The following is a 21,291-nucleotide window of genomic DNA, read 5'->3' as shown; positions in this document are numbered from 1 at the left end:
CTAACGTTATTTTTAGTAAAATGGATTTAAAAAACTATGAGGGTAGTTATTAATGCAAATGTTAGTTTGCTAAATTTTTATGTTATCTCTAAAGTTATTTTTTTAATTTATTATTATCTTTTTGGTTAACACTTCGTTATTTTCTGTTCGCATACAAACGATATACATTCCTGTTGAAACATTATTAAATGGTATACCGTTATTCAATTTTGATTGGGCTACATCTACCATTTCTAATACCGATTGTCCTCGCATATTTACTAATGATAGTTTTGTAACATTACTATTTAATTTTTTAACAAATAATGTGTTTATACTATTTTGGTAATATATATGATTTGATTCTGCCAATGCTGTTTCTGTACTTAAACTTGCTTGTTCGTTTTGAAATACTATTGCAAAACGCTCATTAAATATACCTTGATCTGATGTAAAACTATAAGCTAAATCTTCTCTTAAATTAAAATACACACCTGTTAAATTATCGCGCAAATAAATAGCCTGGCTATCATTAATATTTTCGGTTACAGTTACTCTAATTTCAAATGCATTATTGCCTGATGAACTAAAATTTAATGGCACTACTTTCTCATCAGTAATTGATGCATAAGCTTGTATAGTCATATTCTGCCCTTCTAAATCTAAATTTAAGTCGTTATTACTTGTTTCTGTGTTTTTTGCATCGTATCCATAATCGTAAGCATCGCTTGTTTGTTCGCTAAAGCCTAATAACAACTCACGTCTTGTTTTTGGCCCAGATGTCGAGTTAAACTCTAAACGAATTCTTTGCATTAAAGCTGAGTTTTCACTCTTTTTAGAAGTATTAGATTTTGATGATTTTCCTTTTGAAGATTTTGAAAATGTTGACCCCGAATCGTAAGTTCCGTCGGCATCGGCTTCTTTTATAAATACACGCTGACTATTATTAAACTCGACTTGACCATTCGCTATTATTTCGGCTATAAACCCTTGCCCTACGGGAAGGTAACGTGTTGGCACTAAAGTGCCTTCACCTAATCCTGTATTTTCTCCATAAAAGCTAATGAATTGTGAAGCTCTTATCGATCCTGTTTTATTTACTTGAGCATAACCTCCATGATATTCGTTAAGGTTATGAGAGTTTCCGCCCCATTGTTGCCACAACTGTAAATAACCATCAATAACCCCCTCGTTGTCATCTATAAACTTATGAACATCGATAGCTGATGCATAAGGGTTTCCTAATAAATAATTTGTTTTTGTTGCGTTGGCTATAGATCCAGGACCACCAACATCTTTAACATCAATTAAAATAGTACCATTATTAGGTTTGCCTTCAAATATATATTGCTGTTCTGGTGCAGCAGTACCTATACCTTTTTGGGTGTAACCAACACCTGGAGTTAATGGTGATGATGTTGCAAGATGTGCCCAATCCCAATAGGTTAAACCGTTAGCATAAGTATATATCCAATATGTGCTTATATTTCCGCTTCCTGTATACCCTGTTGTAAATAAACAATTAAAACCAGACTCGTCTTTTAACATATTTAAACTAAAAGGTGAATTATTTGGATTGTTAGTTTCTACATTATTGTCTATTAAACTTGTTGCTCCGGTTGCTCCTACAGGAGATGACCAATAGTTATACCAAAACGGGTTTGTTGTTCCTTCTTGGCGTCTTAATACTTTTCCGTTTTCAGAGGTTACTAAATCGCTATTCTGGGTTTGTATTAATTGGGAATCTCCCATTAAATCTAAAGTTCCATTAAGCTCTAAATACCAATCGTTTTTCAACATATAATCAGACCCATCGGCTCCTACGGTTAATGTTTTACCGGAGTCTATAACTAAACCTAAATTTTCCATATCTCTATTTACGGTAATATTATGGCTTATTTGAATTATGGTAGACTCAATAGGTAGTTTACTATCAGATGTTAAATTCCACACATCGCTATGCAACCATATACTCACATCGTCTATATTGCCATCTTTTTTTGTAACATAAGGCATGGGAGCTGTTTCGTTTTGCTTAGTGTAAATATTACATAAGGTAGCATGAAAATTGTTATTAGAATAATCTATAGTTTTTCTGTTTACAAACTTATCGCCCATTTTGTAATACAGTTGTAAATCCTTCCAATTTAACCTGCTTTTTGTTTCTATATCTTTAATATCTTTTTGCACTACAGAGCCTGCCACATATCCTTCATTATTGTCAATTTCTTGATAAACAGTTTGTTGTATTTGACTTTCGGTTAAAGCCACATTAAAAACTCTTACTTCGTCTATCCAGCCATTAAAAAAATTAGAATTATCTCCAGATTTAATTGCTCCGCCTATATTAAAAGAGTTTTCGCTTGTTGTTAATGTTTTTGACACCAAACTTTTTGCTTCGTATACTTTTTTCCCATTATAATAAAACTGAATTTCTCCTTGATTATAAACTAAGGTAACATGTTGCCATGCGTTATCATTATTAAGCCATGATTCATTTGTAAAAATACCTTCTGAACCTTGACCAAAAATCTCACATGACAAGCTTCCGTTTTGAACTATTTCTAAAACTCCTTTTTGGCCAATTACACCTGCATTTGTTTGTGCCAATGCATTGGATTTTACCCAAAATTGTATGGTTAACTCGTTCCAATTATTTAAACTAAAGTTGTTTGGAGCTTTTAACACATCGTCTTTACCATCAAAATCAATAACCTCTGGGCAATCGTTTTGGTTTTCATTTTGACTATTCCCTAAAGGTTGTCCATTTGGTTCTGCTATATCTAATAATCCATCATTATCAGTATCATTTCCAACACCCAAATTATCATAAACATAAGTACTTCCGCCTTCCATACTTAAATCTGTAACTAAGTTAGAGGCTGTAAAATTGCCTCCTCCTTCAAAAGCATCTGGGCAACCATCGGCATCGCTATCTAAATCAAGATAATTAGGTATGCAATCGTTATCGGTATCGCAAATTAACCAAATACCAAAAGCAACTCCTTGCCTTCCGCCTGCATTTATCTTAGTTTTTATTTTACTAGAGTTTTCAGAGTAAAAAATAGTGTTACCGCCAGAGCCTTCTGTATCTGTTGCTTTAATGGTTTGTGTTCCTACACCTGTCCATATTCCGCCACTACCATGCTTATCTACAGAAACCCAGTTACCGCCATTACTTGTAAATGTTACAGACTCGCCACTTCCGTTTGTTGCCTCGGCATCAATTGCTAAAATATCTATGCGTTGGGTTTTACCGCATTTTGTTGCTTCAAAATTCATGGTAAATGCCACATCTATACCATCGCCTCCGTAAAACGCTTCGGAATTACCGTTAGTATTATACATTTGGTGTGCATAAGCCCCGCTCCAAGTATTAATATCATTAGGAATATATTTTGAAGCGTTAACAGCATCTGATGAGTTTATTTCAGATACTGTAGCTACAATTGTAAGTCCATTTGATAAATTAAAAGTTTGCGAATCTCCGTTATGCAAACCATCTGCAAAACTAGGGTCTGTCCAATTAAATATATAAAACTGGTCTTGATAGATTCCAGAACCTGAATTAGAGTTTGCTATAGATGTATTGTTGCATCTTAATTCATCTTGATCTAAAATACCGTCGTTATCATCATCTAAATCTATATAATCTAAAACACCATCAGCATCTGTATCTACCAAACTTGTTGAACCATCAGTACCATCCCCCGAATCATCGTCATCGTCATCGTCGTCAGTTTTATAGTTTATTCTATAATCTTCAATTTCTCCAGCTTCGTAATTATAATCGCATGATGTGAAATTTGTTTTCTTACCTGTTCTTAATCCAACTCTAATAATAGAAAGCCCTGAAGAAACGCCTTCAGGAACAGGGATACTAATTGGCACATTTATAGTTTTATTACCCGATGTGTTATTTCTATCTCGAAAGGTGAATAAAAATTGTTCGCCGTTATCCTCGAAATCATCATCTTCATTTTCATTAAAATTCATCCAAATAATAACGGTATTATTTCTTGTATTCCAGCCATTAATAGTTACACTTACAACGCCATTGAGCGTTTCTCCTACTTTAACATCTGTTGCCAAAATTGAAGAGTAATATGTATAACCTCCGGTTGTTCCAGAACTATTATTATTTATTTCGCCAATGGCTACATTTGAAATATAGTTTACATTATAACTACCAATATTTGAAGGCTCACAGTATTCTGGTTCGTTTTCGCCTGATGAATCATCGTCTGATACGAATTTAATTTTGTAATCTTCAATCTCGCCTGCTTGATAATTATAATCGCATGATGTGAAATTTGTTTTCTTACCCGTTCTTAAACCAATCCTAATTCTTGATAAGCCAGACGTTACTGTTGCTGGTACTGGTATACTAATTGGTACATCTATAGTTTTATTACCATTGTTTTTACTTTTATCCTGAAAAGTAAATAAAAATCGTTCGCCAGTATCTTCAAAATCGCTATCTCCTTGATTAAAATCTACCCAAACAACAACGGTATTTTTACTTTTATTCCAGCCATTAATTGTTACACTTACAACGCCTTCTAGGGTTTCGCCAACCTGTACATTTACTGCTGGTAATGATGAATAATATTTAAACCCTCCGGTAGAGCCAGAGCTAGTATTATCAATACTACCAAAGCTAACCTTAGAAATGTAATTTGTATTAAAGCTACCTATATTATTAGGTGTGCAGTATTGTGCATGAAGATTTTCTGCTGTAAAAAATTCAAATACTAGCATTACAACAAGTACTTGAAATAAATTAATATAATTTACTTTCATAGGTTAAGTGGTTAAATTTTAGCTGCCTTGGGTAAGCAAAACAAAAATTTTAATACTAGTTTGAGAATCACTTCAATGAAATAATCGTCATTTAGTAAAATATTTAGTACAATATTAACAATAAAACGACTAATAATCTAAAAAAACATGATTTTTTTCCGATTAAACGACTAATAAATCCGTTGAAATGCAATTTTACAACACAAACAAACATTTAAAAACAACTCAACTTATTGAAAATCAGAAAAATACACCCAACATATAAGTGAAAGATATAAAAATTGCTAAAGGCTATTTAAATTATTAAATCCACTATATCTTCAATTTTGGAGATTAATTGTATTTTAATTGAAGTATTTTTTAATGAAATTTTATTGTATTTAGACACAAATATGGTAGAGAACCCTAACTTTTCGGCTTCTAATATACGCTGTTCAATGCGTTGAACAGGCCTAATTTCACCCGATAAGCCAACCTCGGCTGCAAAGCAAAAATCTTTTTGAAGTGCTACATCTTCATTTGAAGATAAAATGGAAGCAACAACAGCTAAATCTATAGCAGGATCATCAACCGAAATGCCTCCTGTAATATTTAAAAACACATCTTTTGCTCCTAAACGAAAACCTGCGCGTTTTTCTAAAACAGCCAATAACATATTTAATCGTTTAGCGTTAAAACCTGTTGCGCTGCGTTGTGGTGTACCATAAACTGCTGTACTTACTAAGGCTTGAACCTCTATCATTAACGGTCGCATACCTTCTAGGGTTGCTGCAATAGCATTACCTGAGAGCTCTTCGTCTTTTTTAGATATTAATATTTCTGACGGGTTTGAAACCTCTCGCAAACCAGAACCTTGCATTTCGTAAATACCCAACTCGTTAGTTGATCCGAAACGGTTTTTATGAGCTCTTAATATTCTAAATACATGATTTCTATCGCCTTCAAACTGCAATACAGTATCGACCATATGCTCTAAAATTTTTGGTCCTGCTATATTGCCATCTTTAGTAATGTGGCCAATTAATAGTACAGGGGTTGCGGTTTCTTTTGCAAATTTTATTAATTCTGTGGTACACTCTTTTATCTGCGAAATACTTCCAGACGACGACTCAATATAATCGCTATGCAATGTTTGTATAGAATCTATAATTACCACATCTGGGTTAAGTGAAGTAATTTGTTTAAAAATATTTTGCGTTTTAGTTTCGGTTAAAATATAGCAATTATTGTTTTCGGGGTTAATACGCTCGGCCCGCATTTTTATTTGTTTTTGGCTCTCTTCGCCAGATACATAAAGCGTTTTATAAGGTAGTTTTAATGAAACCTGAAGCAACAATGTACTTTTTCCTATTCCGGGTTCGCCGCCTAATAATGTTAAAGACCCCGGAACAATTCCGCCACCTAAAACACGGTTTAACTCACCATCAAATGTATCTAATCGAGCTTCCTTTGAGGTATCAATCTCATTAATTCGTAACGGAATAGATGCTTTTTTAATTGATGCGCTAGGAATTTTCCAATCGCTTTTTTCTGGCTTTTGCACCAGTTCTTCAACAATAGTATTCCACTCCTTACAAGCATTACACTGTCCTTGCCATTTAGCATACTGTGCCCCGCAGTTTTGACAAAAAAAGGTTGTTTTAACTTTTGCCATTAATACCCAAAATCTTCTTTTATTAAATCTGCTTTTTCTAACATTAAATCTTTTGTTAGCCCAGCTATTTCTTTTAAAGTATATCCAGATTGATAAGTGCGCATAGCCTTTTTAGGCTCTCCTGTTTCTTCATAAAAGCGCGCTATATAATAAGCTCCTAATAGAGTTTCTGGGTAGGCTTTTCTAGCCATTTTCCCTAACTCTTCATAGTACTCGTATAATTCATTTTTTTCTATAGCCGCAGATATGGCTTTAAAGTCGTTAATTAACACTTTTTTATCTATATTAAACAAATCTGAAATAGCTTGGTATTTTTCTTGAAGATATAATACTGGAGATATTTCCAGCTCCAATATAACGTCTTTATATTCTTTTTTTGATATAGGTTGAAATACTTGAAAAATATTTTCAATGGCTTTTGGTATAGCATGTGCTGGCACAGAGTAATGTGAAGGTCCATTAAAAGTATCAAAATTGTAAACTATATTTTTATTTTCTATAACCGAAATATCTGTGTTTAATGCTTCTGTTGTTTGCTTTATAGATTTTGTATCATGATTTGTATTTGCTAAATAATAAAACATTTTAGATTGGGTTTTAGAAATAGCTTCTGGCAAATAATTAATCATATTTGGGGCTAAATTAGGGCTAATTGAAATATAAGCTTGAAACAAAGGCTGTGGTTTTAATAAATAGTAATTAATAAAGTTTGCCGTTTCTCCATGACCAACTGCAACTCTAAAATTACCTCCTCTATATGTTTTCTCTATATAAGGCAGTAATTCCATACCTAAAAACTCAAAAAATGCTGCACCAGTTTCAATGGGTAATGAGTTTTGTTCAGAGTACATACAATCATCATAGCGTGTATCTATTTGGTTTACCCCTACTACAATAGATTCTGGCATATCTTCCCAATACGAATAATAATCTACGTTACCTGCTACAGCTTCAAACATATAATCGCCATCTAAAACTATAAAAATGGGATAGGTTTTATCATTAGAGCTATATCCTCTTGGCAATTGAATTTTTATTTGGCGTTCTTCTCCTAGTTTTGATGATTTAATGATTTCGTATTTTACTTGCGCATTAGAAACTTTAAATACAAGAAGAAGTAATAAAAAGAAAACCGTAGTCTTTTTCATTTTAAATATGATTTGAGATTTATTAAGGGCAAGGTAAGAAATTATAAAGAGAGATTAAAGGCAAAGTTTAAGCGTCTGTTAAATCTCCTTTTCTATTAAAAATTGGCAAATAAATAAGAGACAACCCTCCAAAAACAATAATCATAAGTGTTTGCGAGGCCCACATAATCCACCCGAAAGCTATACTTGGATCTTCAGGAATTGCAAAAATTGAAAATGCAGCATAAATGGCTAAAGGGTACGAGCCTATACCTCCATTTGTTGCTGCTATACTAAAGCTTGCCGATATAAAACCTATTAAAATAGCTCCAAAAGAAATACCTTCTAGCTCTGCTATAGAAAAAGAGGTTATATAAAACATTAGTACATACATTGCCCAGATAAATAGTGTATGAAAAATATAAGCCCACTTTTTTTTCATTTTAAAAATACTAAGTGCTCCTTCTATTAATCCATTAACAAATGTCCTTATTTTTAAGGCTATTGCAGATTTACTTTTTTTTATAAATCTAAAAAACAAAAACATTAAAATTATTCCTCCTATAAAAGCTATTATAATTTTTACAGGATTAAATTTTTCTATTAAAAACCCGTAAATAAAATCGAATTGCAAAAACAGCGTTATGCCAATAATACCGAACATAACTATTAAATCTGCTATACGTTCTGCTACTATAGTTCCAAAGGCTTTCTCAAAAGGTACTCCTTCATAATTAGTTAATATAGAAGCTCTAGCCACCTCTCCTGCTCGTGGTATAGTGTAATTTATTAGGTATGTAGCAAAAACAGCCATAACACTATTGGCAAACTTAATTTGGTACCCCATTGGCTCTAATTGGTATCGCCATCGATAGGCTCGAGACAAATGACTTAAAAAGCCTAAAAACATGCCTAAAACAATCCAGGTATAATCTGCTTTTTTCGCATAATCTACCAATTCATTTATAGAAACTTTTGAAAGCGAGTACCAAACTAAAAAAACTCCCAATAATAATGGGAGTGTTATTTTTAATATATTTTTGGTTTTTTTATTCAAAGTTTACTTTAATAGGTTGGTTGCTTCATCGGGAAAAACCAATGATGGCTTAAACACTTTAGCATTTTCAATATCCATAAAGGCATAAGTGATAAGTATTAAAGTATCTCCTACCGATACTTTTCTAGCTGCTGCGCCATTTAAAGTAATCTCACCACTTTTACGTGGCCCAGGAATACAATAGGTTTCTAAACGTTCGCCATTATTATTGTTTACAATTTGAACTTTCTCTCCTTGAATAATGTTGGCTGCTTCCATTAAGTCTTCATCAATGGTAATACTTCCTATATAATTGAGTTCTGCACCTGTGCATTTAACTCTATGAATTTTAGATTTTACTACTTGAATTTGCATGTGGCAAAGATAATTAATTTAATGCGATATTATCAATAAGTCTAATATCATCTGCATATACAGCTATAAAGGCTCTATATGTTTTTTTGTTAGATTTTCGTTTAACTGGTTTTAGGGTTTCTTCGTCTGAAATAATAAAATATTCTAATTTTAAAATATCGTGCTTTGCAAACTGTTTTTCAACCCATTGTATTGTTTTAGCTGCACTTTTTGTGCCAAATTTTTCTTTGGCAGTTTTTAATGTTTTAAATATAAATGGCGCTGCCAACTTGTACTCTGGTTTTAACCTTGTATTTCTAGAACTCATTGCAAGCCCGTTAGCCTCTCGGTGTATTTTACAGCCTACTATTTTTACAGGAATGTTATATTTTTCGACTAATTTTTTTATAATGGCTAACTGCTGGAAATCTTTCTCTCCAAAATAAGCTTTGTGTGGTTTTACAATTTCAAAAAAACGTTTAACTATAGTGCCTACACCATCAAAATGTCCTTGCCTAAATTTACCTTCCATTTCAAACTCTAGGCCATCAAAATCAAATTTTTGAGAAACTGCTTTTCCTTCATAAATATCATTAACAGTAGGTGCATACACTATAATATTGCTTTTACTAACAGCCTTAAGCAGCGCTACATCGGCTTCTAAAGTTCGAGGGTATTTTTGCAAATCATCTGCATTGTCAAACTGTGTTGGGTTAACAAAAATGCTAACTACAACTTTCTTATTTTCCGCTAAAGCCTTTTTTACTAATTGCAAATGCCCTTGGTGTAAAGCCCCCATAGTAGGCACCATACCAATGGTTAAGTTTTTAGCTTTTAAAGCACTAATAGCCGATGCTATTTGTTGTTTATCTGAGTAAATTTCCACTATTTAATAAAAAATTAACGCTTGCAAACTTAAGATTTTACAACCAATTAGCATAAATTTTTGTACTTTTGCGTGTTTTTTATTTTGAAATTTTAAAAGTATAACGGCTTTAAAGCGTGTATTTAAAAAATCATTTCACAAAAAAACATCAATAATTGCTATTAATCAGCTTTATTTTAAGTCAACAAAATCAAACATATGAAAGATAAGAGGATATTATATGTATCATCTGAAGTAGTACCTTATTTACCTGAAACCGAAATTTCTTCAGCTTCTTTTGAAGCTCCACGAATGGTTAATCAACAAGGAGGACAAATAAGAATCTTCATGCCTAGATACGGAAATATTAATGAGCGTAGACATCAATTACACGAAGTTATAAGACTATCTGGTATAAACCTAGTTATTAACGATTTAGACATGCCTCTTATTATTAAAGTAGCTTCAATACCAAAAGAGCGTATTCAAGTTTATTTTATTGACAACGATGAGTATTTTAAAAGAAAAGCTACATTAACAGACGAGGATGGCAAAATGTTTTCTGATAATGACGAACGTGCTATTTTCTTTGCTAAAGGTGTTATTGAAACGGTTAAAAAATTAAATTGGGCTCCAGACATTATTCATGTTCATGGTTGGCTAGCTTCACTTTTACCTTTATACTTAAAAGAATACTATAAAGACGAACCATTGTTTAACGAAAGTAAAATAGTTACCTCTATATACAATCAAAGTTTCGATGAAACGTTAAACAAAGATATGGTTAACAAAATTAAATTTGATAATATTGAAGAAGATGCTATTAAAAGCCTTGAAGAACCTTCTTATAATAATTTAATGAAAGTTGCTATAGATTATTCTGACGCTTTAATTGTAGGATCTGAAAACATTCCAGACGAATTAGATTCATATTTAAAAGCTGCCGAAAAACCCGTACTAGAATATAAAAGTAAAGATGAATTTGGTGAAGCCTACACAACATTTTTTAACGAATCTGTTTTAAGCTAAACCTTTTATATTCACTCAATATAATATGAAAAAGATATTTAAAGCCCTTAAATTTACTATAGTTTTCATTATGTTTTTATCTGTTTTTGTTGCTTGCGACAAAGACTTTACATCTATAGAAAGCGATGTATTAGGAGAACAAAACGCAAATTTTTTTACAAGTATAGACACGCTTTCTATATCTGCATACAATAAAAAGCTAGAATCTGTTCAAATTAACAATTTAGCCTCTAGCCTTTTAGGTGTATTTAATGATGCAGAATATGGCAAAAGTACTGCTAGCATTATTACTCAATTAACACCAGCAACTTTTACAGAAAATTTTGATGTAAATCCAGTAATAGATTCTGTAGTCATAAACATCCCCTATTTTAGTACTACAACTGGCACCGAAACCGACAACCCCAATGCAGCAACATACACTTTAGATTCTCTTTATGGCAATATAGACGCCCCCATTAAGTTAACTATATACCAAAACAATTATTTTTTAAGAGATTTCGATCCTTCTGGAGATGCTAACACCACTCAAAATCACTATTCTATAACAGAAAATCTTGATGACCCTACTCACAATTATGCTTCTAACGGCTCGCAAACCATAGATTTCGATAATCATATAGGGCAAATAATTTATCAAAACAATGCGTTTAAACCTAGTTTAAAAGCTAAAGAATTATGGGAAATAAGCTCGACAGACACCCTTAAAACTTATGCGGCACCAGCATTAAGAATTAGTTTTGAAAGCGATAACGAAGACCACGAAGACGAAATAAACTTTTGGCATCAAACCATTGTAGAAAAAGATGGAGCAGCAGAATTAAGTAATGACAACGAATTTAAAGACTACTTTAGAGGACTATATTTTAAAGCCGAAGCCATTGGAGATGATGGTAGTATGTTTTTAATAAATCTTCAATCTACAGGTGCCAACATAACCATATACTACACAAAAGGCGAAACAGACGAAAGAATACAAGATGAATATGTATTAAACTTCACAGGCAATAAACTAAACACTTTTATTAATGATTTTAATAAAATTTCTTTAGAAGATGGTGACGCTGAAAACGGCGACCAAACTTTGCATATTAAAGGCCTAGAAGGTGCAATGACAGTTGTTAATCTATTTAACGGATTGGTAGAATATGAGGACAATGCTGGCAATATTTCTGAAATACCAGCTATTGATTACTTTAAAAAAACCTACAGAAAAACCGATAGCGACGGAAACTATGTAATGGATGAATCTGGTAATTATGTTTTAAACAGGCTAATAAATGAAGCCCATTTAGAAATATTTGAAGATCAAACAAAAGTAATAAATACTGAAGATGAAAACGGAGATATTTACCACAAATACGACCGTATTTATGCCTATGATATAAAAAACGGAACAACAACCATAGACTATCAAATTGACCCTTTTGAAAACAATGAAGCCTTTAACTCTAAAATTTTTAGCCTTGGGCAAAGAGATGATTCTGGAAAATATAAAATACGTTTAACAGAACACTTAAATAACATTATACAAAACGACTCTACTAACTACCAAATAGGGTTAATATTATCTAATAATGTTAACTACGTGATAAACTCTAAAATTTTAAATAGTAGCGATAACGTATCCACTATTCCGTCGGCTTCAATGCTTTCTCCTAGAGGTACAATTTTATATGGAAGTAACGAAAATGTTTCCATAGACAAAAGATTAAAACTAAAAATATTCTTTACCAAACCAAAAGAAAATTAACAGATTAAGTCTTTTTAATACAGAAAACCATAATCTTAGTGAACTTTATCGTATAAATACACTAGTTCGTATAATAATTATACAACGTTAATATTTATTTTACATATTTGCTTTGAATTAAAATAACCCCAAACTTAAATTAAAAAACTATGTGTGGAATTGTTGGATATATAGGACCTAGAGAAGCTTACCCAATTATTATTGAAGGCCTTAAACGACTAGAGTACAGAGGTTATGATAGTGCTGGCATAGCGCTATTTGATGGCACAGACCTTAAAGTAGCAAAAACTAAAGGTAAAGTTGCCGATTTAGAAGCACGATCGGAAAAAGAAATTTCTACAACAGGAAATGTTGGTATTGGCCATACCCGTTGGGCAACACATGGTGTACCAAACGATATAAATTCGCACCCTCATTTATCTAATTCGGGCGACTTAGTTATTATACATAATGGTATAATTGAAAACTACGATGCCCTTAAACAAGAACTTATCTCTAGAGGTTATACATTCAAATCTGATACAGATACAGAGGTTTTAATTAATTTAATCGAAGACGTAAAAAAGCAAGAAAAGGTAAAACTAGGTAAAGCCGTCCAAATTGCTTTAAATCAAGTTATAGGAGCTTATGCCATTGCCGTATTCGACAAAAACAAACCCGAAGAAGTTGTTGTAGCTCGTTTAGGAAGCCCTTTAGCTATTGGTATTGGAGAAAATGAAGATGAATTTTTTATTGCAAGTGATGCTTCGCCGTTTATTGAATATACCAAAAATGCTGTATATCTTGAAGATGAAGAAATGGCTGTTGTTAGATTTCATAAAGGTATAAAAGTTAGAAAAATTAAAGACGATTCTTTAGTAGACACCTACGTTCAAGAGCTTCAAATGAATTTAGAACAAATTGAAAAAGGAGGTTACGATCACTTTATGCTTAAAGAAATTCATGAGCAACCTAAAGCCATAACAGACACTTACAGAGGAAGACTTTTAAGAAACGAAGCTATTATAAAAATGGCTGGTGTTGAAGACAATATGAAAAAGTTTTTAAACGCTAATCGTATTATTATTGTAGCATGCGGCACCTCTTGGCACGCAGGCTTAGTGGCAGAATATATTTTTGAAGATTTGGCAAGAATACCTGTTGAGGTTGAATACGCATCAGAATTTAGATATAGAAACCCAGTAATTACCGAAAAAGACATCCTTATCGCTATTTCTCAATCTGGCGAAACAGCAGATACTTTGGCGGCTATAAAATTAGCAAAATCTAAAGGCGCATTTGTTTTTGGTGTTTGCAATGTAGTAGGCTCATCAATAGCCAGAGAATCTCATGCAGGAGCTTATACTCATGCTGGTCCCGAAATTGGTGTCGCATCAACAAAAGCATTTACTACTCAAATTACGGTATTAACACTTATTGCTTTAAGGCTTGCCAGAGCTAAAGGCACTATAAGTAGTTCAGATTTTCGTCAACACCTTTTAGAATTAGAAATGATTCCTAAAAAAGTAGAAAAAGCTTTAGAATCTGATAAAAACATTCAAAATATTGCTAATATTTACAAAAACGCAAGAAACATTCTTTACCTAGGAAGAGGTTACAATTTCCCGGTAGCACTAGAAGGCGCATTAAAACTAAAAGAAATTTCTTATATACACGCCGAAGGCTATCCCGCTGCCGAAATGAAACATGGACCAATTGCTTTAATTGATGAGAACATGCCTATTGTTGTTATAGCAACAAAAAAAGGACATTATGAAAAGGTTGTAAGCAACATTCAAGAAATTAAATCTAGAAAAGGCAAAATAATAGGCGTAGTTACAGAAGGTGATATTCAAGTAAAAAACCTTGCCGATCATGTTATTGAAGTGCCAGAAACTTTAGAATCGCTTTCTCCTCTTCTAACTACAATTCCCCTGCAATTATTATCATATCACATTGCAGTAATGCTAGATAAAAATGTAGATCAGCCTCGAAATCTAGCAAAATCAGTTACTGTAGAATAAAAAAACAACATACATTTTATAAAATTGCCAAGTTTCTTGCTAAACTTGGCAATTCTTATTTTTACCCCCTAAATTTTGCTTTTTTAATAAAAATACGTAAGATTTTTTGTTAAAATATACTATGCATGCATAATTTTTTTTACTTTTACTCACTAGGATACTATATTTATTTTGTATATCCTTGTTGTTAAACTAAAAACTCTTATTACTAAATGAAGACAATTCTCTCCTTTTTAATGCTTTTGATTTGCGGATTTTCTTTTTCGCAAACAACAATTACAGGTACAGTTTTAGATGATAATAGCCAACCCATTCCTGGCGCTAACGTTATTATTGTTGGCACATCTACTGGTACAGTAACAGATTTTGATGGAAATTTTTCATTAACAACAAATTTAAACCCACCTTTTGAGCTTCAAGCCAGTAGTGTTGGATTTGAAACTGTTAGCGAAAACATAACATCAAACAATCAAAAAGTTAATTTTGTTCTAACCGAAGGTACTTCTCTTGATGAAGTCGTAATTTCAGCCTCAAGAACACCAGAACGTATTTTTGAATCTCCTGTTACAGTAGAGCGTTTTGGGCTTAAAGAAATTAAAAATACAGCATCGGCTGATTTTTATGATGGTTTAGAAAACTTAAAAGGTGTAGATGTTAACACAAACAGTTTAACTTTCAAATCTGTTAACACAAGAGGTTTTGCAACTTTTGCCAACAATCGTTTTATGCAATTGGTTGATGGCATGGACAACTCAACACCAGCTCTTAATTTCCCAATAGGAAATTTAGTTGGTATGACAGAAACCGATGTTTTAAGTGTAGAGCTACTTCCTGGTGCATCTTCAGCCTTATATGGAGCAAATGCATTTAATGGTATTTTATTTATGAGAAGTAAAAACCCTTTTGATCATCATGGTATAAGCACTTCAATTAAAAGAGGAATTACATCGCAAGAATCTGCCGGAGATAATACATATACCGATGTTAGCTTTAGAGCTGGTTATAAGTTTAGCGAAAAAATAGCTGCCAAAATAAATTTTGGATACCTTAAAGGAACAGACTGGGCAGCTACAAGCGAAACAGATAAATTTGATGCTACTAAAACTAGAGCCAATCTTGATTATGATGGAATAAATGTATATGGAGATGAGGTTTCTGCCAATATAAGATCTGAGGCTCCAGCAAGTGTAAAAGGTATTATTCCTGATGTTGTTGTTAGTAGAACTGGTTACAACGAAAGGGACTTAACAAATTACAATGCAGAAAGTGTAAAAGCAGACTGGGGTTTATACTATCGCCCATGGGAAAATGATTTTGAAATTCAATATGTTGGAAAAATTGGAACAGGCTCAACAATTTATCAAGGGACTAATCGTTACAACATTGCTAATTTCTTTCAACAACAACATAAATTAGAATTTAAAAATGATAATTTCTTTTTAAGAGGTTACATCGTTAGTGATAAAGCTGGAGACTCTTACGATATGGTATTTACAGGTATCAACATCAACAGAGCTTGGAAAAGTGATACCGATTGGTTTGAACAATACATTCTTACTTATGCTGGCGCAACTTTAGGTGGCGCTACAGAAGCAGAATCGCATGCTGCTGCAAGAGCTGCAGCTGAAGACGGAAGATTTTTACCTGGTTCTGATGATTTTCAAGCGGCTTTTAATAGAAGTATTAACGATCCAGATTTAACTACAGGGTCTAAATTTCAAGATGCATCGAAATACTACCATTCTGATGCTAACTACAATTTTAGTCATTTAATTGATTTTGCCGAAATACAAGTTGGTGGTTCTTACAGAAAATACAGTTTAAATTCTTCTGGAACTATTTATACAGATTTAGACGGAACTATTGATTATTCTGAATTTGGTGTTTACACTCAAATCCAAAAAAACTTAGAATTAAATGATAATTTAGACTTAAAACTTACTGGTTCTGTACGATATGACAAATCTGAGTTTTTTGATGGATTCCTATCTCCTAGAATATCAGCTGGTTTAACAGTAAATAGAGACCATAACATTAGAGCATCTGTTCAAACAGGATTTAGAAACCCAACAACTCAAGATTTATTTATCGGGTTAGATGCCGGTAGAGCTATTTTAGTCGGCTCTGCTCCAAATAATTTAGATCGTTATGTTAGAACTTTTGAAGTAAGTGATGAAGGAAGGTTAATGGGACAAGATAATACAGTTACGCAAACCGGTAGAGTGGCTTACGAAAACTCATACACAGCAAGTTCTGTACAAGAATTAGCAGATACAGGAAACCCTGCTGTACTTGAAATTTCTAACCCAGATATTATAAAGCCAGAGCAAGTATCTTCAGCTGAAGTTGGATACCGCGGAAAATTTAAAAATTTAATTGTCGATTTTAGTGCATACTACAACAAGTACAAAGACTTTATTTCACAAGAAGTTGTTGTTTCTCCATATTACGGAACTGTAGGCACACCTCTATCAGTTGCTGCTATTGCTAACGATGATTATCAAGCTTGGAGCACATATACAAACTCTAAAGCAGATGTAAACTCTTACGGAGCTTCTATAGGGCTATCAACTAAAGTTTTTGGAAATTTTGATTTAAGCGGAAGTTACACCTATGCAAAACTAGATTTTGATAGAGTTAAATATCCAGATTTTACAACAAACTTTAATACTCCAGAACATAAATTTAAAGCCTCTTTTGGAAACACAGAACTGTTCGAAAACTTTGGCTTTAATGTAGCTTATAGATATAGTGATGATTATTTCTGGGAAGCAACATTTGGTAATGGTTTAGTACCAGAATACCATGTTGTTGATGCTCAAATAAACTTAAAAGTTCCAAGTTTTAAATCTACTTTTAAAGCTGGTGCTACAAACCTGTTAGGAGACGAATACTTTACGGCATTCGGTACAGGAAATATTGGTTCAATGTATTACATCTCTTGGACAATTAATAACTTATAAAAAAGAAAAAGAACATGAAAAATATAAAATATGCATCAGTATTATTTGGTCTTATTGCTTTTATAGGCTGTAACGAACCAGAAGACGTATTAAAAGACACGAATATAGAGCCTAAAGAAGTTGTAAATTTACCTGAATTAGCAACGGGTTCTGCAGATTTTTCAACTTACGTATCAATAGGAAACTCACTTACTGCTGGGTTTACAGATAACGCTTTATTTAAAGCCTCTCAAGAAAATTCATTTCCTAATATTTTATCGCAAAAATTTGCCATGTTAGGTGGTGGAACTTTTACCCAACCTTTAATGAATGATAACATTGGAGGGTTAATATTAAACGGAAACATCATTCTACACCCAATAACAGGCGAACAATTATTCGCACCAAGATTAGTAACAACTGGTGGAGCTCCGCAAGATTTATCCGAGCTGGTTGGTCCTGTAACACCAACAACAGATTTTTTACTTAACAACCCTACAGGGCCTTTTAACAACATGGGAGTTCCTGGTGCAAGAAGTTTTCATTTAATAGCTCCGGGATATGGAAATATTGCCAATTTCCCTGCCGCTGCTAACCCATATTTTATTAGAATGACGGGAGCAACTCCAAATGCAAGTATGTTAGAACTAGCAATGGCACAATCTCCAACCTTTTTTACACTATGGGCTGGTAATAATGATGTTTTAGGCTATGCTACATCTGGGGGAGATGGTAGCAGTCCAATTACAGACAAACCAACTTTCGATTTTGCTATTTCAACACTTGTAACAACCTTAACCTCTGGAGGGGCTAAAGGCGTTGTTGCAAACATACCTTATGTAACAGATATACCTCATTTTACCACAGTAACATATAATGCTTTAGACCCAAATGACGAAGAAAATGGCCCTACACTTAAAGCACAAATTCCATTATTAAATACAGTATTTGGAGCATTAAATCAAATCTTTCAAGTGTTAGATCCATCTCGTATAATAACATTTTCTGAAACAGAAGCAAATGGTGTAGTTATTTATGATGAAACACTAACCGATTTATCTGCAGAAATTACTGGCGCCTTATCTGCAGACCCAAGCTTTGCTCTATTTGTTCAATCTCTTGGATTAACCGAGCCTTCTGATGTGCCTTTAGTTGCAACACTTATGGGTAATGCTTATGGTCAAGCTAGACAAGCCAATGAAAATGATTTACTTGTTTTACCAAGTAGTGCCGTTATAGGAGAAGTAAATAATTTTTCGTACCAAGGGCTTTTAGCTTATAACTTACCTCCTAATTTAGCAGCACAATTTTCTGTAGATGGTTTAACACTTCCTTTAATAGACAAGTGGGTATTATTACCAAGCGAGCAAGAAGCTATAAAAACTGCTACCGATGCATTTAATGCAACAATTAAAGCTGCAGCAGATAGTGCAGGTTTAGCATTTGTTGATGCTAATGCTTTACTAACAAAATTAGCGGCTACAGGAATAGAATCCAACAATTTTATTCTACAAGCTAACTTAGTAACAGGTGGCGCATTTTCATTAGACGGAGTACACTTAACCTCTAGAGGTTATGCTATGGCTGCAAACGAATTTATGAAAGCTATTGATATTACTTACGGCACTAATTTTGAAGCATCAGGCAATTTAGTTGATATTGGAACATACCCAACAAACTATTCGCCATTATTACAATAAAACATATTTAAACTAATATCAAAAAAGCACCTTCTATTTGAAGGTGTTTTTTTGATATAAAAAAGCCATAAAACAATATTCTTATTTAAATTAAAAAAACTATATTTGCACGCGAAAACTTGAAGTGTTTTCATAGAATTAAAACGCATAATATTAAATACATAAGTAATGTCTAAAGTTACAGGTAAAGTTGCACAAATAGTAGGACCAGTTATCGATGTTGAATTCGCTGCTGGATCAGAACTTCCAAAAATTTATGATTCATTAGAAATTAAAAAAGCAGACGGTTCGCTTTTAGTACTAGAAGTACAATCTCACATTGGTGAAGATACAGTACGTACAATTGCCATGGATTCTTCTGATGGTTTAAGTAGAGGAACAGAAGTTACTGCTACTGGTGCTCCTATTCAAATGCCAATTGGTGACGATGTTTACGGACGTTTATTTAATGTAATTGGAGATGCTATTGATGGTCTTGGAGACTTACCTAAGTCTGGAGAAGCAGGATTGCCAATTCACCGTCAAGCACCTAAGTTTGAAGATTTATCAACATCTACAGAAGTTTTATTTACAGGTATTAAAGTAATTGACCTTATCGAGCCTTATGCAAAAGGTGGTAAAATTGGTTTATTTGGTGGTGCCGGAGTAGGTAAAACCGTATTAATTCAAGAGCTAATTAACAATATTGCAAAAGGCCATGGTGGTTTATCTGTATTTGCTGGAGTAGGTGAAAGAACTCGTGAAGGAAACGATTTATTACGTGAAATGCTAGAGTCTGGAATTATCCGTTACGGTGATGATTTTATGCATTCTATGGAAGATGGTGGATGGGATTTATCTAAAGTTGATAAATCTAAAATGAAAGAATCAAAAGCAACTTTCGTATTCGGACAAATGAACGAGCCTCCTGGAGCGCGTGCTCGTGTTGCTTTATCTGGTTTAACCATTGCTGAATACTTCCGTGATGGTGCTGGTGAAGGACAAGGGAAAGATGTTCTTTTCTTCGTAGATAATATTTTCCGTTTTACACAAGCTGGTTCTGAGGTATCTGCATTATTAGGTCGTATGCCATCTGCGGTAGGTTACCAACCAACATTAGCAACAGAAATGGGTGCCATGCAAGAACGTATTACTTCTACAAAAAGAGGTTCTATTACATCTGTACAAGCGGTTTATGTACCTGCAGATGATTTAACAGATCCTGCGCCGGCTACAACCTTTGCTCACTTAGATGCTACTACAGTACTTTCTAGAAAGATTGCTGAGTTAGGTATTTATCCTGCGGTAGATCCATTAGATTCTACATCAAGAATTTTAACTGCCGATATTTTAGGTGATGAACACTACAATTGTGCACAACGTGTAAAAGAGTTATTACAACGCTATAAAGAATTACAAGATATTATTGCTATTCTTGGTATGGAAGAATTATCTGAAGAAGATAAAATGGCTGTAGGACGTGCACGTCGTGTACAACGTTTCTTATCGCAACCTTTCCACGTGGCAGAGCAGTTTACAGGAATTCCAGGTGTATTAGTTGATATTAAAGAAACTATTAAAGGTTTTAATATGATTATGGATGGTGAACTAGATCACTTACCAGAAGCTGCATTTAACCTTAAAGGAACTATTGAAGAAGCTATTGAAGCTGGAGATAAAATGTTAGCTGAAGCTTAATAATTGGTTAATAATTATTAGTTATTAAAAACTAACTAATAACACCAACAAATAACTAAGAATATGTATTTAGAAATTGTATCGCCTGAAGCCACTTTGTTTAGTAGTGAAGTAGATTCTGTTACTGTACCTGGTAAAAATGGTGACTTTCAAATGTTAAATAATCATACCGCTATTGTTTCTGTATTAAAAGAAGGGGTTATAAAAATTCATACCCATACTCAAAGTCATTTGACTTTTGATACGTTACACTCTGAGGTTATACCTCATAATGACGATGATAAAATTTTAACGGTTAAAATAAATTCTGGAACTATTGAAATGAAAGATAATAAAGTTATTATACTAGCTGATTAATATAACTTTCTG

The 21,291-nt window shown here is 33.2% G+C and carries 13 protein-coding genes; 7 read left to right on the top strand and 6 right to left on the bottom strand.

What is annotated here, in order from left to right; all coding sequences use genetic code 11:
* Positions 1-102 precede the first annotated feature (102 nt).
* The 6 genes from ACNG5D_RS01170 to panC form a co-directional block, all read right to left on the bottom strand.
* Entirely contained in the window at positions 103-4,782 is a 4,680-nt protein-coding gene (locus ACNG5D_RS01170) for a CshA/CshB family fibrillar adhesin-related protein (protein WP_418181663.1), read from the bottom strand.
* Positions 4,783-5,077: 295 nt separating this feature from the next.
* Complete coding sequence (gene radA / locus ACNG5D_RS01165) at positions 5,078-6,436, bottom strand: DNA repair protein RadA (RefSeq protein WP_418181662.1); 1,359 nt, start codon at positions 6,434-6,436, stop codon at positions 5,078-5,080.
* Complete coding sequence (locus ACNG5D_RS01160) at positions 6,436-7,584, bottom strand: alpha/beta hydrolase (RefSeq protein ID WP_418181661.1); 1,149 nt, start codon at positions 7,582-7,584, stop codon at positions 6,436-6,438. Before ACNG5D_RS01160 ends, radA begins: the two co-directional genes overlap by 1 nt.
* A 67-nt stretch (positions 7,585-7,651) precedes the next feature.
* On the bottom strand, positions 7,652-8,620 hold the full coding sequence (locus ACNG5D_RS01155) for a lysylphosphatidylglycerol synthase transmembrane domain-containing protein (RefSeq protein ID WP_418181660.1): 969 nt from the start codon (positions 8,618-8,620) through the stop codon (positions 7,652-7,654).
* Positions 8,621-8,623: 3 nt separating this feature from the next.
* Positions 8,624-8,974 (bottom strand): aspartate 1-decarboxylase, encoded by a 351-nt coding sequence (gene panD, locus ACNG5D_RS01150; RefSeq protein ID WP_418181659.1) that lies wholly within the window; start codon positions 8,972-8,974, stop codon positions 8,624-8,626.
* Positions 8,975-8,987: 13 nt separating this feature from the next.
* Positions 8,988-9,839 carry a pantoate--beta-alanine ligase gene (gene panC, locus ACNG5D_RS01145; RefSeq protein ID WP_418181658.1) on the bottom strand — a complete coding sequence of 284 codons (852 nt, stop codon included), beginning with the start codon at positions 9,837-9,839 and terminating at the stop codon, positions 8,988-8,990.
* Positions 9,840-10,037: 198 nt separating this feature from the next.
* Here panC and ACNG5D_RS01140 point away from each other — a divergent pair, with 198 nt between their 5' ends.
* The 7 genes from ACNG5D_RS01140 to ACNG5D_RS01110 all read left to right on the top strand — a co-directional run bounded on the left by ACNG5D_RS01140 (position 10,038) and on the right by ACNG5D_RS01110 (position 21,279).
* The gene (locus ACNG5D_RS01140) at positions 10,038-10,847 is read left to right on the top strand and encodes a glycogen/starch synthase (protein ID WP_418181657.1); all 810 of its coding nucleotides are present in this window, start codon (positions 10,038-10,040) and stop codon (positions 10,845-10,847) included.
* Between the two features lie 25 nt (positions 10,848-10,872).
* The gene (locus ACNG5D_RS01135) at positions 10,873-12,600 is read left to right on the top strand and encodes a DUF4270 domain-containing protein (protein ID WP_418181656.1); all 1,728 of its coding nucleotides are present in this window, start codon (positions 10,873-10,875) and stop codon (positions 12,598-12,600) included.
* Positions 12,601-12,749: 149 nt separating this feature from the next.
* Positions 12,750-14,603: a glutamine--fructose-6-phosphate transaminase (isomerizing) gene (gene glmS, locus ACNG5D_RS01130; RefSeq protein ID WP_418181655.1), complete on the top strand. Its 1,854-nt coding sequence runs from the start codon at positions 12,750-12,752 to the stop codon at positions 14,601-14,603.
* 212 nt (positions 14,604-14,815) lie between these two features.
* Complete coding sequence (locus ACNG5D_RS01125; protein WP_418181654.1) at positions 14,816-17,566, top strand: TonB-dependent receptor; 2,751 nt, start codon at positions 14,816-14,818, stop codon at positions 17,564-17,566.
* A gap of 14 nt (positions 17,567-17,580) precedes the next feature.
* The gene (locus ACNG5D_RS01120) at positions 17,581-19,245 is read left to right on the top strand and encodes a G-D-S-L family lipolytic protein (RefSeq protein ID WP_418181653.1); all 1,665 of its coding nucleotides are present in this window, start codon (positions 17,581-17,583) and stop codon (positions 19,243-19,245) included.
* 168 nt (positions 19,246-19,413) lie between these two features.
* Positions 19,414-20,922, top strand: a complete 1,509-nt coding sequence (gene atpD / locus ACNG5D_RS01115) for a F0F1 ATP synthase subunit beta (protein WP_418181652.1) — start codon at positions 19,414-19,416, stop codon at positions 20,920-20,922.
* A 63-nt stretch (positions 20,923-20,985) separates the two neighbouring features.
* Positions 20,986-21,279, top strand: coding sequence for a FoF1 ATP synthase subunit delta/epsilon (locus ACNG5D_RS01110; RefSeq protein ID WP_418181651.1), 294 nt, complete (start codon positions 20,986-20,988; stop codon positions 21,277-21,279).
* The last annotated feature ends 12 nt before the right edge of the window (positions 21,280-21,291 follow it).

The sequence above is a fragment of the Algibacter ulvanivorans genome (genome assembly GCF_048381495.1).
GTDB classification, from domain to species: Bacteria; Bacteroidota; Bacteroidia; order Flavobacteriales; family Flavobacteriaceae; genus Algibacter_B; species Algibacter_B ulvanivorans.
This window is presented reverse-complemented; position numbering and strand designations above follow the sequence as displayed.